Source organism: Streptomyces sp. NRRL F-5122, from assembly GCF_001507435.1.
GTDB classification, from domain to species: Bacteria; Actinomycetota; Actinomycetes; order Streptomycetales; family Streptomycetaceae; genus Streptomyces; species Streptomyces lannensis.
Genome location: NZ_LMWH01000081.1, coordinates 127,349 through 141,060 on the forward strand (window position 1 = coordinate 127,349; position 13,712 = coordinate 141,060).

Annotated in this window: 11 protein-coding genes; 8 read left to right on the top strand and 3 right to left on the bottom strand. The window is 71.4% G+C overall.

All coding sequences use genetic code 11. From position 1 onward, the window contains the following. Nucleotides 1-52: 52 nt before the first annotated feature. Entirely contained in the window at nt 53-1,429 is a 1,377-nt protein-coding gene (locus ADL25_RS11330) for a tannase/feruloyl esterase family alpha/beta hydrolase (protein ID WP_059127543.1), read from the top strand. 4 nt (nt 1,430-1,433) lie between these two features. On the opposite strand, the gene ADL25_RS11335 is transcribed toward ADL25_RS11330, so the two are convergent. The 3 genes from ADL25_RS11335 to xylA all read right to left on the bottom strand — a co-directional run bounded on the left by ADL25_RS11335 (nt 1,434) and on the right by xylA (nt 3,672). Next, nucleotides 1,434-1,616, bottom strand: coding sequence for a hypothetical protein (locus ADL25_RS11335; RefSeq protein WP_059127544.1), 183 nt, complete (start codon nt 1,614-1,616; stop codon nt 1,434-1,436). A 182-nt stretch (nt 1,617-1,798) separates the two neighbouring features. Further along, on the bottom strand, nt 1,799-2,374 hold the full coding sequence (locus tag ADL25_RS50410) for a hypothetical protein (protein WP_234380875.1): 576 nt from the start codon (nt 2,372-2,374) through the stop codon (nt 1,799-1,801). A gap of 131 nt (nt 2,375-2,505) precedes the next feature. After that, complete coding sequence (xylA, locus tag ADL25_RS11345) at nt 2,506-3,672, bottom strand: xylose isomerase (RefSeq protein ID WP_059127545.1); 1,167 nt, start codon at nt 3,670-3,672, stop codon at nt 2,506-2,508. A gap of 196 nt (nt 3,673-3,868) precedes the next feature. On the opposite strand from xylA, the gene xylB reads away from it, so the two are divergent. The 7 genes from xylB to ADL25_RS11380 all read left to right on the top strand — a co-directional run bounded on the left by xylB (nt 3,869) and on the right by ADL25_RS11380 (nt 13,237). Then, nucleotides 3,869-5,314 carry a xylulokinase gene (gene xylB, locus ADL25_RS11350; protein WP_059127546.1) on the top strand — a complete coding sequence of 482 codons (1,446 nt, stop codon included), beginning with the start codon at nt 3,869-3,871 and terminating at the stop codon, nt 5,312-5,314. Between the two features lie 17 nt (nt 5,315-5,331). Further along, entirely contained in the window at nt 5,332-6,540 is a 1,209-nt protein-coding gene (locus ADL25_RS11355) for an ROK family transcriptional regulator (RefSeq protein ID WP_059127547.1), read from the top strand. Between the two features lie 216 nt (nt 6,541-6,756). Continuing rightward, nucleotides 6,757-8,241 (top strand): APC family permease, encoded by a 1,485-nt coding sequence (locus ADL25_RS11360; protein WP_059127548.1) that lies wholly within the window; start codon nt 6,757-6,759, stop codon nt 8,239-8,241. Further along, nucleotides 8,238-9,251, top strand: a complete 1,014-nt coding sequence (locus tag ADL25_RS11365; RefSeq protein ID WP_059127549.1) for an acetamidase/formamidase family protein — start codon at nt 8,238-8,240, stop codon at nt 9,249-9,251. The genes ADL25_RS11360 and ADL25_RS11365 overlap by 4 nt, the downstream gene beginning before the upstream one ends. A 59-nt stretch (nt 9,252-9,310) precedes the next feature. Next, nucleotides 9,311-9,925, top strand: a complete 615-nt coding sequence (locus ADL25_RS11370; RefSeq protein WP_059127550.1) for an N-acetylmuramoyl-L-alanine amidase — start codon at nt 9,311-9,313, stop codon at nt 9,923-9,925. Between the two features lie 218 nt (nt 9,926-10,143). Beyond that, nucleotides 10,144-11,418, top strand: coding sequence for a GAF domain-containing protein (locus ADL25_RS11375; protein WP_059127551.1), 1,275 nt, complete (start codon nt 10,144-10,146; stop codon nt 11,416-11,418). A 295-nt stretch (nt 11,419-11,713) separates the two neighbouring features. Then, a complete protein-coding gene (locus ADL25_RS11380) occupies nt 11,714-13,237 on the top strand; it encodes an aldehyde dehydrogenase family protein (RefSeq protein WP_059127552.1) in 1,524 nt (507 codons plus the stop codon). Nucleotides 13,238-13,712 lie beyond the last annotated feature (475 nt).

The window sequence follows — 13,712 nt, forward strand, 5'->3', positions numbered from 1 at the left end:
CGGCCGCAGCATGGGCAGCTCCGTGCTCCCGTCGCGTCCCGGAGGCCCCGCCATGCGCCTGTCACGAAGCGTTGTACTGTTCGCCGCCGCCCTGCTGGCCTCGACCCTCGGCGGCCCTGCCTCGGCCGTCGGCGGTGACCCCTGCGGCCGGCAGGAGAAGGTGCGGGTACCGGGCGCCGCGTTCCAGCAGAGCGCCTGCCTCTATGACATGACGACGTCCGCTCTCGCGGGGACCCCGTACACGGACATGGCGGATCAGGCAGGACTGACGGCCAAGGACACCCGCAGCCCGTCCGGCGTGTCGGGTCTGCAGATCGACGGCTACTTCCCGGACGACTCGCACACCAACACGACGCACGGCTGGAACCACGACGCCCAGTTCGTGATCCGGCTGCCCGACCACTGGAACGGCGGCCTCGTCGTCACCGGAGCGCCCGGAACGCGCCGGCAGTACGCGACCGACACGGCGATCTCCGACCGGGTCCTCGCCCAGGGGTACGCGTACGCGGCCACGGACAAGGGCAACAGCGGGGCGGACTTCTACCGGGACGGAAACCGCCCCGGTGACGCGGTCGACGAGTGGAACCGGCGTACGACCCAGCTGACGCTCGCCGCCAAGCGGGTCGTCGCCGCACACTACGGACGAGCACCCCGGCGGACGTACATGACCGGGATCTCCAACGGCGGCTATCTGACACGCTGGCAGCTGGAGCACCGGCCCGAGCTGTACGACGGCGGCGTGGACTGGGAGGGCGCCCTGTGGACGGCCGAGGGCCCCAACCTCCTGACGTCGCTGCCGGTGACCGTGGCCCGGGCGCTCGGCTCGGCCCGGGACGAGGACCTCTACGCGGCCGGGTTCGCCCGGGGGTCGGAATTCCTGTGGGCGTACCACGAAAAGGCCTACTGGGGTCTGACGCAGAAGATCTATCGCGCAGAGTTCGACCCCTCGTACGACACCGCCTGCCCCGGCGCGTCCGCGGGGTCGACGGCGGAGGAGATACTCGTGCCCTGCCGCTCGGACGCGGCGTACGACTACGCGGCCCGACCGGCGTCCGTGCACCGGGCGGTGGCCCGCGTCGCCCTCACAGGACGGATCGGGAAACCGCTGATCACACTGCACGGCGACCTGGACGCCCTGCTGCCCAAGGCCACGGACTCGGACGTCTACGCCCGCATGGTGGCCCGTAGCGGACGCGGCGCACTGCACCGCTACTACACCGTCGAGGGCGGCACCCATGTCGACGGCCTCTACGACACCTATCCCGACCGGCTGCGGCCCGTCCTGCCCTGCTACCGGGCCGCCTTCGACGCGCTCACCGCCTGGGTGGACCGGGGCGTGCAGCCGCCCGCGGACCGTACCGTCGGCAGGCCCGCGAACGGCGACGTGGTCGGCTCCTGCGCCCTGACGGACGCCCCGGCCGGCCGCTGACCCCTCAGCGGCCGATCTCCTTGCGTGCGACGCGGCGCAGCCTGCGCCGCTGGGAGGGGTCCAAGGTGAGGTACGCCGCCGTGGGGACCCCCACCACGATCAGAAGGACCGCCCACCAGGGCAGCCAGATCCACAGGACGAGCCCGGCCAGCACCGCCCCCGTGGCGATCTTCGTGTTTCTCGACATGTGTCGCCTCCTTCGCGGCCGAAGCCGCTCGCGGGCCTCGGCGGCACCGCTCTCTGTTCTGAGAACGGGCACGTGCTCCGGCCGGTTCCGGACCGCGACCCTGAGAGAACCCTGAGCCGCGAACCCTGACACGCGCGCGTGGCGCCCGCCGGCGAGGAACGGCCGGCGGGTCCCGCCGCGGATCAGGAAGCAGGGGTGGCGAAGAGCGATTCGAGGCCGCTCGGGAGGCCGCTGGGCAGCTCGCTGGGGAAGCCGGACGGCAGCTTCGTCGGCAGGCTCGAAGGGAGCCCCGAAGGCAGTTCTGTGGGCAACTCGGAGGGCAGCTCGGTGGGCAGTCCGGACGGGATGCCGAGGGAAGGGGCGGACGAACCGCTCGGACTGCTCCCGGCGGGCGGCTTGCGCTCCGGGGACCCGCCTCCGCGGTTCACCAACAGGACCGCGGCGACGATTCCCAGCGCCACGATCACGGCGACGGCGAGGAAGATCACACCGCGGCGCGGACCGGGGGTACCGGGCGGTCCCTGTGGCGGTTCCGGGGGCAGGCCGCCCCCGGAGCCCGGCGACCAGTGTCCGTCGCCCGGTGGTGGGCCGTAGCCGCCGGAAGCGGGGCTCCCGTAGGGCGTGCCCTGGTCGCGGGTGGGCGGACCGTAGCCGCCGGAGACGGGGACATGGCCCTCTCCGGACGGCGGGCCGAATCCGCCGTGGTCCGCGGGCGGCGTGTCTCCTGGTCGCTGGGGTGGCATGGGCGGGATGGCCATACCGCCAGAGTTGCCCCGGACGGGCCCATGGCGCGACCCCCGCACGGCGGTTGATACGGAGTCATGTCGTGGATCGCATGATTCCGGAGCATTGCGCGCGGAGGTCGCCCACAGGCGGGATTCGGCAGCGATCAGCCGCGCGCGCCCAGCAGGTGGTCCATGGCCAGCTGGTCGAGACGCTCGAAGGCCATGCCGCGCGCGGCGGCCGCCTCCACGTCGAACTCCTCGAAGGCACCGCGGTCCGCGAGCAGGGCCTCAAGGCCGTCCGCCGCGGTCGGCTGCGCGAGCTGGTCCAGACGCGAGGCGCGCAGGGCCTCCTGGACCTCCGGGTCCGCGCGGAAGGCCGCGGAACGCTCCTTCAAGATGAGGTAGTTGCGCATGCAGCCCGCGGCCGAGGCCCAGACGCCGTCGAGGTCCTCCGTCCGCGGCGGCTTGAAGTCGAAGTGACGCGGGCCGCTGTAGCCGGCGCTCTCCAGGAGGTCCACCAGCCAGAAGGCGGACCGCAGGTCGCCCGCGCCGAAACGCAGGTCCTGGTCGTACTTGATCCCCGACTGGCCGTTGAGGTCGATGTGGAAGAGCTTGTCCGCCCACAGGGCCTGGGCGATGCCGTGCGGGAAGTTGAGGCCGGCCATCTGCTCGTGGCCCACCTCGGGGTTGACGCCGTAGAGCTCCGGGCGCTCCAGGCGCTCGATGAACGCGAGGGCGTGACCGACGGTCGGCAGCAGGATGTCGCCGCGCGGCTCGTTCGGCTTGGGCTCGATGGCGAAACGCAGGTCGTAGCCCTGGGAGGTCACGTACTCACCGAGGAGGTCGAAGGCCTCCTTCATGCGGTCGAGGGCGGCGCGCACGTCCTTGGCCGCGCCGGACTCGGCGCCTTCCCGGCCGCCCCAGGCGACATAGGTCTTCGCGCCCAGCTCCGCCGCCAGGTCGATGTTGCGGATGGTCTTGCGCAGCGCGTAACGACGGACGTCCCGGTCGTTCGCGGTGAAGGCCCCGTCCTTGAACACGGGGTGCGTGAACAGGTTGGTGGTGGCCATCGGCACGGTCATCCCGGCCGCGTCGAGGGCCTGCCGGAAGCGCTTGATGTGCGACTCGCGCTCGCTGTCCGAGGATCCGAAGGGGATCAGGTCGTCGTCGTGGAACGTGACTCCGTAGGCCCCGAGCCCGGCGAGGCGCTGAACCGTCTCCACCGGATCAAGGGCACGCCGGGTGGCGTCGCCGAAGGGGTCCCGTCCCTGCCAGCCGACGGTCCACAGGCCGAAGGTGAACCTGTCCTCGGGGGTGGGCTGGTAGTTCATGCCACGGCTCCTTGCTCGCTGAAGACTATTTCGTCATGGCGCTTAACAAATTAGTATGCGAAGGCATCTCTGGGAAGAGACGATGTGTCCCTGTACGAAGACTTCGTACGGTGACGAAGTGTGCACACAGGGCCGCAGGGGCCCGCGACACGCCCTCACAGGCCAGATCCCGCCAGCCGCGGAAGAGGAGAGCCCGATGTCAGCAGCCGAGGGTCCGCTCGTCGTCGGGGTGGACTCGTCCACCCAGTCCACCAAGGCCCTGGTCGTCGACGCATCGACCGGACAGGTGGTGGCGACCGGTCAGGCACCGCACACCGTCTCGACGGGCGCGAGCCGCGAGAGCGATCCGCGCCAGTGGTGGGACGCCCTGTGCGAGGCACTGGAGCAGTGCGGCGAGGCGGCCCGCGAGGCGGCCGCGGTCTCCATCGGCGGCCAGCAGCACGGACTGGTCACCCTGGACGCGCACGGCGACCCGGTACGCCCGGCCCTGCTGTGGAACGACGTGCAGTCGGCGCCCCAGGCCCGCCGGCTCGTGGAGGAACTGGGCGGCCCGAAGGCATGGGCCGACCGCACGGGCAGCGTTCCCGGCGCGTCCTTCACGGTCACCAAGTGGGCGTGGCTCGCGGAGAACGAGCCGGAGGCCGTCCGGGCGACCGCGGCCGTTCGTCTGCCCCACGACTACCTCACCGAACGTCTCACGGGTCATGGCACGACCGACCGCGGCGACGCCTCCGGCACCGGCTGGTGGGCGTCCGCGACGGAGTCGTACGACGCGGAGATCCTCGCGCACGTGGGACTCGACCCCGCCCTGCTGCCCCGGGTGGTGCGCCCCGGCGAAGTCGCCGGCACCGTGCGTGACGCCCATGACCTGCCCTTCTCCAAGGGCACCCTGGTCGCTCCGGGAACGGGCGACAACGCGGCCGCCGCCCTGGGCCTCGGCCTGCGCCCCGGCACCCCAGTGCTGAGCCTCGGCACGTCCGGCACGGTGTACGCGGTCTCCAAGCGCCGCCCCACCGACCCGACCGGCACCGTGGCGGGCTTCGCGGACGCGCACGGCGACTGGCTGCCCCTGGCCTGCACCCTGAACTGCACCCTCGCCGTCGACCGGATCGCCGCGTTGCTGGGCCGGGACCGCGAGGCCGTCGAACCGGGCACCGGCGTGACACTGCTCCCCTTCCTCGACGGGGAGCGCACCCCGAATCTCCCGCACGCCACGGGACTGCTGCACGGCCTGCGGCACGACACCACGCCCGGCCAGCTGCTGCAGGCGGCGTACGACGGGGCGGTCCACTCGCTGTTGGGTGCCCTCGACCTTGTGCTCGACGAGGACGCCGACCGCACGGTTCCGCTGCTGCTCATCGGTGGCGGTGCCCGCGGCAGGGCCTGGCAGGAGACGGTGCGCCGGCTCTCGGGGCGTCCCGTGCAGGTGCCGGAGGCCAAGGAACTCGTCGCGCTGGGGGCCGCCGCGCAGGCTGCCGGACTGCTGACGGGCGAGGACCCGGCCGCCGTCGCCCGGCGCTGGGACACGGCCCGCGGTCCGGTGCTGGAGGCCGTGCAGCGTGACGACGCGGCCCTGACCAGGATCGCCGGGGTACTCTCCGACGCGGCACCGCTGCTGGAGCGCGAGCCGGACCGGCACTGACGGGATCCGAGGGAGGCATGACCGCACCGCTGCACGAAGCCCATCCGTCCAGCCCCGGCCGCCGGCTGCCGGACACCCAGCAAGGCATGCGCCGGCGCAATCTGGCACGGGTCATGCACACCGTGAGCGCCGAGGGTCCGCTGTCGCGTGCCGCGGTCGCCTCGCGGATCGGCCTGACCCGGGCGGCCGTCTCGACACTGGTCGACGAGCTGATCCGTACGGGACTGCTGGAGGAACTGGGGCCGGAGCGCCCGGGCCGCGTCGGGCGACCCGGTTCCGCGCTGACCGTCAGCGGTCGTGGTCCCGCCGGGATCGGTGCCGAGATCGGGGTCGACCACCTCGCGGTGTGCGCGGTCGATCTGCGCGGTGCCGTACGGGCGCGGGCGGTGCGGCACGGCACGAACCGCGGCCGCCCACCGCAGCCGGTGCTCGGTGAACTGACCGCGCTCGTGGGTCAGGTGGTGGCGGAGGCGGAACGGGAAGGGCTGTGGCCCGCCGGACTCGCCGTCGCGGTGCCCGGCCTGGTCGCGCGCGATGCCCGGACCGTCGTGCGTGCCCCCAACCTCGACTGGCACGATCTCGACCTCGGGCCCCTGATTCCCGCCCGACTGCCGCTGACCGTCGACAACGAGGCCAACTTCGGCTCGCTCGCGGAACTGTGGCTCGGCGAAGCCACCCCTCGTGACTTCCTGCACGTCTCGGCGGAGATCGGTATCGGTGGCGCGGTGGTCGTGGACGGGCGGCTGCTGCGCGGTACGCACGGCTTCGCCGGCGAACTGGGACATGTGCCCGTGCGCCCCGACGGACCGGAGTGCGCGTGCGGTGGGCGCGGCTGCCTGGAGCAGTACGCCGGCGAGGAGGCGGTGCTGCGCGCGGCCGGACTGCCACCGGGTCAGGACCGTGTCGGGCTGCTGGCCGAACGGGCCGCGCAAGGCGACACGGAGGTGCGCGATGCACTGGGCGAGGCGGGGACCGCGCTCGGTATCGCGCTGACCGGAGCCGTCAACCTGCTGGACCCGCAGGCGGTCGTGGTCGGTGGTGCACTGGCCGCCCTGGCGCCCTGGCTACTGCCGTCCCTGGAGCGGGAGCTGGCACGGCGGACGGCGGGCCGGGGCTGCGCGGTGGCGGTGTCGCGTCTGGGGCCCGAGGGACCGCTGCTCGGCGCCGCGCACTCGGTCGTGCGGGCGGTGCTGGACGACCCGGCGGCCGTCGCGGAACGGGTGTAGCGGGCGGGCCGCACCGGCGGAGCCGCCTGCGAGGGCCCTGCGGGCCTCTCGACGGGCCGCTCCCCCTCCAACGGGTGAGGGAGTTGTCCACAATCCCGTCGTCGTCCACCAAGGACACCGCCCCCTTCCTGCTCAACCGCCCAGCGCCTTACCGTTGTTCACGCGAGGCGCAGCTGCCGGGCGGCGACCGCGCACGAGTCGGATCGGGGGATTCATATGGCGGGGCAAGCACCTTTGGGCTTGCGGCGCGAGGCGATCGGTCTGCGCGAAGTCCTCTTCCAGAGCATCACGGCGATGGCGCCGGCCGCCGCGGTCGCGGCGTCCATCCCCTCGGGAGCCGCCTTCGCGGGCGGCAGTCTTCCGCTTGCCGTCCTCGTCGCCCTCGTGGCCTGCCTGTTCACCGCGTCGTGCGTGGCCGAACTGGCGCGCCGGCTGCCCTCGGCGGGCTCGGTGGCGACATATGCGGCGCAGGGGCTGCATCCGGCGGTCGGTTTCCTCGTCGGCTGGGGCTACGTCTTCGTCGAGGCACTGGTACCGCCGCTGCTGCTCCTGCAGCTCGGCTTCACCACGGCAGGGACGCTGCACCAGGAGTGGCCCTCGTACCCCGAGGACCTGTGGTGGCCGTGGGCCGTCGCCGGAGCGGTGGTCATCGCCGCGGCGGGATACTTCGGCGTGCGGGCTTCGGCCCGCTTCGGCACGATCCTCGGTGCGTTCGAGGTGCTGGTCCTCCTGGTCTTCGCGGTCTGGCTCATCGTCAGGGCGGGCGGTGACAACACGCTGTCCGTGTTCGGCACCTCCCACACCGCCAAGGGATACGAAGGCATCAGTGGCGTGTTCGCCGGGTCGGTGTACACGGTGCTCGCCTTCGCGGGGTTCGAGGCCGCCGCGCCGCTCGCGGAGGAGACGAAGGACCCGCGGCGCACGATGCACCGTGCTGTCCTAGGGGCCGCGCTGGCGATCGGCCTCTTCTACGTGGTCACGACGTACGCCATGACCGTGTACTTCGGTCCGGACCGCTTCGCCGGCTTCGGTGCCTCGGGAGCGGCCTCCTGGGAGGGTGTGGCGCGTGCGTCCTTCGGGCTCTTCTGGGTCCTGGTGTTCCTGGCGGTCGTCAACTCCACCGTCGCCAACGCCAACGCGTGCGCCAATGTGTCGACCCGCACGGCCTTCGCGTTCGCGCGGATCAAGGTGTTCCCGGCCGTCTTCGCCCGCCTCCACCCCCGTCACCTCTCCCCCGTGGCCGGAGTCCTCGTGCAAGGCGTGGTGGCCGTCGCCGTCATGCTGGGGCTCGGCCTGTACTACGACCCTGTCACCGCATTCCTCCTGCTGGCCACGGTCATCGTCACCGTCGTCATCGGTGTGTACATCGTCGTGAACGCGGCCTGCACGGGCTACTTCCTTCGCCGCGGGCGCGAGTCGTTCAGCCCGGTGAAGCATCTGCTGTTCCCGCTGCTGGGCATCGCCGCCTTCGTGCCCGCCCTGCTGACCGCGGCGGGCCTGCCCGTCTTCGACTTCGTGACCACGCTGTCGGCACCGGTGTCGTACGCCGGGCCGATCGTCGGTGTCTGGATGGCCGCCGGGGTCGTGGTGCTGCTCGTCCTGCTGCGGCGCCGTCCCGGGCGCATAGCCGAGACCGCCCGGGTCCATCTCGACGATTCATCCGCACCCGATCCCCGCCCGAACGGAGCCGTGCAGCAATGAGTGATCCCCGAATCCTGACCGTGCGCCCCGCGCCCGGCGAGTACGCGTGGACGTTCGGCGGTGCTCCGCCCGTCGCGCGGATCGTGCCGGGCACCGTGCTCGACCTGTACACCGAGGACTGCTTCGCCGGACGCGTGCGGTCGGAGAAGGACCTCGTGTCCGAGGTGTGCGAGTTCCCGTTCCTGAATCCGCAGACCGGTCCGTTCCATGTGGAGGGCGCCGAGCCGGGCGACACCCTTGCGATCCACTTCGTGTCGATCGAGCCCGCCCGGGACTGGGCGGCCTCGACCACGGTGCCTCTGTTCGGAGCGCTGACCTCCACACACACCACGGCCACCCTGCAGCCGCCGTTGCCGGAGACCGTGTGGATCTGGCAACTCGACCGGGACCGGCGTACCGCCCTGTTCACCGCGCACGACGGCGACATCAGCGTCGAACTGCCGATGGATCCCATGCACGGGACGGTGGGCGTGGCGCCGGCCAATCTCGAGGTGCGCTCCGCTCTCGTACCGGACGCGCACGGGGGAAACATGGACACTCCGGAGATGCGGGCGGGCGTCACCTGCTATCTGGGAGTGAACGTCAAAGGCGGGCAGTTCAGCCTGGGCGACGGGCATGCCAGGCAGGGTGAGGGCGAGACATGCGGTGTGGCCGTCGAATGCGCGATGAACACCGTGGTGATCGTCGAACTGCTCAAGGGGATCGCCACGCCCTGGCCGCGGATCGAGTCCGACACCCATATCATCTCGACCGGCTCGGCCCGCCCGTTGGAGGACGCCTTCCGGATATCCCAGCTCGATCTGGTGCAGTGGCTGGTGCGCGACTACGGCTTCGGCGAGTTGGACGCGTATCAGTTCGCCACCCAGACGGTCGAATCGCCGCTGGCGAACGTCTGCGACACCAACTACACGTGTGTGGCCAAGATTCGCAAGGAATGGCTGCCCGCGCGCGAGACGCATCGCGGAATCCACACGCAGTTGCGCGAAACGGCCGCAACACTGGGGCGTTGAGCACTCCAGGAACAAGACCGGCACAGCTGCGGACCTCAGGCGCGGAAGGCACTTCCTCCATGGACCAAGACGCTTCGGAACAAGCGGAACACCATTTGAGCAGACGACGGTTGCTGAAGGGCGCGGCCCTCGCCGCGGTGCCCTACGCACTGCTTCCCTCGGTACCCGCCGCCGCCCGCCCCCGGATCGTCGATCATCCCTTCGCCGTCTGGATGGCGGCTGACCCGGCCAACTTCACGGCCTCGGCCCGGCCGCTGAGTCATCCCGTCGACCGCGTCGTCATCCATGTGACCCAGGCGACCTACACCAACACACTCGGCATCTTCACGAACCCGCGCAAGAAGGTGTCCGCCCACTACGTGGTCCGGTCGGTGGACGGGCACATCGCGCAGTGCGTCCGCGAACACGACATCGCCTGGCACGCGGGCAACTGGGACTACAACACGCGCAGCATCGGCATCGAGCACGAAGGATGGGTGGACCGGCCCGGCTACTTCACCGACTCCATCTACGAGGGGTCCGCCCGGCTGACGGCGGCGATCTGCGCGAGATTCGGCATCCCGAAGGACCGTGCGCACATCATCGGGCACTACGAGGTCCCCGGCACGGACCACACCGACCCGGGACCGGACTGGGACTGGGCGCGGTACATGCAACTGGTCAACTTCGGCTGACGGCAAGGGTCCACGGCCGTCGGCTCCTGATGGGAGGCGAGGCCGACGGATCCCACCCCGTGCGCTCGGCGGCCTCCCGGGACCGGGCTCCCGCCATGGTTCCGGGGCGAACGCGGCTTCCCCCGGCCCCGTTCGGGTCGATGACGGTCCAAACGGTTGTCGACCGGGACCCCCGGAGTGACGATGTCCCCAGCGGAGCGCCGTCCCGGGAGGCCGAGTTGACCGATGTGTGGGTGGCCCTCGAGCCGGGGGCCGATCCCGTCGAGCGAGCACGGGAGTTGCGTCGCGCCCACGAGACGTTCAGAGCGGTGGGCACGGTGGCGCGCCGGGTCCGCCCTGTGGTGGCCGAGTCGTGGCGACGCTCGGCGCGGGCGGGCGTGGGGCCCGACGGTACGGCCCGTGTGGAACTGACGGACGGCGACCTGGGTTCCTACCGCGCGGCACACCCGCTCGCCCGGGTGATGCCGCTGGTGCGGGAGCTGATGGGTCCGTTCGCGTCGGACGGGGAGCATCTGCTCGCCGTGTGCGACGCGCAGGGCAGGCTGCTGTGGGTCGAGGGACATCCCGCGACCCGGCGGCGGGCGGACCGGATGAACTTTGTGCCGGGGGCGCGCTGGGCGGAGTCGGCGGTGGGGACGAACGCGCCGGGGACGGCGGTCGCCGTGGACCGGCCGGTGCAGGTGTTCGCGGCGGAGCACTTCGCCGTGCGGGTCCAGCCGTGGACGTGCGCGGCGGCACCGGTGCACGATCCACGCACCGGGCGCGTGCTCGGCGCAGTGGACATCACCGGTGGCGACAGACTCGCGCATCCGCACAGCCTGGGGTTCGTCCAGGCGGTTGCGCGCGCTGCCGAGTCTCAACTGGCGCTGCTGGCACCGGCCGAGGCCGCGGCGGACAGCGTGGAGCTGACCGCGCTCGGCCGCGACGAGGCGCATCTCCTCGCGGACGGCCGCACGATCAGGCTCAGCCGCCGGCACAGCGAGATCCTGCTCCTGCTGGCCAGGCATCCGGAAGGACTGACCGGCGACGAACTGCTGTGCGCGCTCTACGAGGACGAGTCGGTCACGCCGGTCACCTTGCGCGCCGAGCTGGCGCGCCTTCGACGCGTACTCGGTCCCGGACTGCTCGCCTCACGCCCCTACAGGCTGACGACCGCGGTCGAGTCGGATGTGGCGGTCGTGGAACGGCGGTTGGCGTCCGGGGCAGTGGCGGAGGCCGCGACGGCGTACCGGGGCCCCTTGCTGCCGGGTTCGCAGGCACCGGCGGTGGCCCGGCTGCGACGCAGGCTCGACGACGGGCTGCGCACCGCGCTCATCGCCCGCAGGGACCCCGACCTGCTGGCCGACTGGGCGAACGCTCCGTGGGGCGAGGACGACCTCGACATCTGGCGCGCGCTCGCGGCGGTGCGGCCGACGGCGACGGTGCGGGCACGCCTCGACGAGCTGGAGTCGGAGTTCGCGGCACCCCGGTGGGGACGCGCGCTGCCGCACTGACAAGCCGCGCACGGGCACGGCGTCCCAGCGGTGCGCTCACCGTGCGTACGACCCGACAGCCACGCAACGCGGACGAGCCGCGCTCGGGCAAGGCCACACCGCAGCGTGCTCACCGTGCCCGCGGCGCGGCAGCCACACAACTCGCACCAGCCGCACACGGACATGGCCCCCGCAGCGTGCCCACCCTGCATACGGCCCGACACAGCCACGCAACGTACTCGCAACGTCGCATTCCCTAGCCTCGCGCCGAGAGCTGCCCAACGGCGGGCAGCGCTTTCCCGGGAGGCAGAGCCGCATGACCCGTTACGCAGCGCCCGGAAGCGAGGGCGCGATCGTCTCCTACCAGGCGCGCTACGACCACTTCATCGGCGGTGAGTACGTGCCGCCGGCCCGCGGTCAGTACTTCGAGAACCCCAGTCCGGTGAACGGGCAGCCGTTCACGGAGATCGCCCGGGGTACCTCGGAGGACGTGGAGCGGGCGCTGGACGCGGCGCATGCCGCTGCACCCGCCTGGGGCCGTACCTCCGTGACCGAGCGCTCCGACGTCCTCCGGAAGATCGCCGACCGGATGGAGGCCAACCTGGAGCAGTTGGCGGTGGCCGAGAGCTGGGAGAACGGCAAGCCCGTCCGGGAGACCATGGCCGCGGACATCCCCCTCGCCATCGACCACTTCCGCTACTTCGCGGGGGCGATCCGGGGGCAGGAGGGTTCGCTGGCCGAGCTCGACGACGACACGGTGGCGTACCACTTCCACGAGCCGCTCGGCGTGGTGGCGCAGATCATCCCGTGGAACTTCCCGATCCTGATGGCCACGTGGAAGCTCGCACCGGCCCTTGCGGCGGGCAACGCGGTCGTCCTCAAGCCCGCGGAGCAGACCCCGGCGTCCATCCATGTGTGGATGAGCCTGGTGGCCGACCTGCTGCCGGCGGGTGTCGTGAACATCGTCAACGGCTTCGGTGTCGAGGCGGGCAAGCCCCTGGCCTCCAGCCCGCGCGTGGCGAAGGTGGCGTTCACGGGCGAGACCACCACGGGACGGCTGATCATGCAGTACGCCTCCGAGAACATCACCCCCGTGACCCTCGAACTGGGCGGCAAGTCCCCGAACATCTTCTTCGAGGACGTCTGGTCGGCGAACGACGACTTCCGCGACAAGGCGCTGGAAGGCTTCACGATGTTCGCGCTGAACCAGGGCGAGGTGTGCACTTGCCCCTCGCGGGCCCTGGTGCAACGGGGGCACTACGCCGAGTTCATGGAGGCGGCCGTCGCCCGCACCGAGCAGATCAAGGCCGGTCACCCACTGGACACGGAGACGATGATCGGCGCGCAGGCGTCCAACGACCAGCTGGAGAAGATCCTCTCCTATCTGGACATCGGCCGTCAGGAGGGCGCGAAGATCCTCACGGGCGGTGAGCGCATCGAGCACGACGGCGAGCTGAAGGGCGGCTACTACGTCCAGCCGACGATCTTCGAGGGCGACAACCGGATGCGGATCTTCCAGGAGGAGATCTTCGGTCCGGTGGTGTCCGTGACGTCGTTCAACGACTTCGACGACGCCATCAAGATCGCCAACGACACGCTGTACGGGCTCGGTGCCGGTGTGTGGACGCGGGACATGAACACCGCGTACCGCGCGGGCCGCGCCATCCAGGCGGGTCGTGTCTGGACGAACTGCTACCACCAGTACCCGGCGCACGCTGCCTTCGGCGGCTACAAGGGCTCGGGCATCGGCCGCGAGACGCACAAGATGATGCTGGACCACTACCAGCAGACCAAGAACCTCCTGGTGTCGTACTCGCCGCAGAAGCTGGGCTTCTTCTAGAGCCCCAGGAAGGGCGCCTGGCCGGGAAGAAGACCCGGCGGGCGCCCTTGTCCGGCATCGTCCGGGCCGCTGCTGGAGACGGTGCCGCGCACGGAAAGGGACCGGCGTGACCGACCACTGCCGTCCGGCACTCGGGAACAGGCCGACGGCAGTGAAGTCGCGGGACCTTCGTGTTCAGCCGACGTCGCTGCGGCCACCGACGGGCATCGAAGGACGAGCTGCGGGCAACGTTCAAGACCGCACGCGGCTCCGGGAGATTCATCGCGGGCCGACCTGGACGGGCGGCCAACGCCAAGGGCCCGACCGGGACCTCGCCGGCCCGGGCGATCACACATGCACGTCACCGCACAGGTGGACGTGCAGGCCGAGGGCGCTGAGCATGGCGGCCTTGGCCGGCAGTGCCTTGTCCGCAGTGGTGGTGTCGGGGGCGTTGGCGACGTTCGGCGTCCGGGTACGGACGGGTCGGGTGTCGGAT

What these genes read in the sequence shown, in the direction of transcription:
- ADL25_RS11330 (WP_059127543.1), top strand. Translation starts at nt 53, where the DNA reads ATGCGCCTGTCACGAAGCGTTGTACTGTTCGCCGCCGCCCTGCTGGCC.
- ADL25_RS11335 (WP_059127544.1), bottom strand. Translation starts at nt 1,616, where the DNA reads ATGTCGAGAAACACGAAGATCGCCACGGGGGCGGTGCTGGCCGGGCTC.
- ADL25_RS50410 (WP_234380875.1), bottom strand. Translation starts at nt 2,374, where the DNA reads ATGGCCATCCCGCCCATGCCACCCCAGCGACCAGGAGACACGCCGCCC.
- xylA (WP_059127545.1), bottom strand. Translation starts at nt 3,672, where the DNA reads ATGAACTACCAGCCCACCCCCGAGGACAGGTTCACCTTCGGCCTGTGG.
- xylB (WP_059127546.1), top strand. Translation starts at nt 3,869, where the DNA reads ATGTCAGCAGCCGAGGGTCCGCTCGTCGTCGGGGTGGACTCGTCCACC.
- ADL25_RS11355 (WP_059127547.1), top strand. Translation starts at nt 5,332, where the DNA reads ATGACCGCACCGCTGCACGAAGCCCATCCGTCCAGCCCCGGCCGCCGG.
- ADL25_RS11360 (WP_059127548.1), top strand. Translation starts at nt 6,757, where the DNA reads ATGGCGGGGCAAGCACCTTTGGGCTTGCGGCGCGAGGCGATCGGTCTG.
- ADL25_RS11365 (WP_059127549.1), top strand. Translation starts at nt 8,238, where the DNA reads ATGAGTGATCCCCGAATCCTGACCGTGCGCCCCGCGCCCGGCGAGTAC.
- ADL25_RS11370 (WP_059127550.1), top strand. Translation starts at nt 9,311, where the DNA reads ATGGACCAAGACGCTTCGGAACAAGCGGAACACCATTTGAGCAGACGA.
- ADL25_RS11380 (WP_059127552.1), top strand. Translation starts at nt 11,714, where the DNA reads ATGACCCGTTACGCAGCGCCCGGAAGCGAGGGCGCGATCGTCTCCTAC.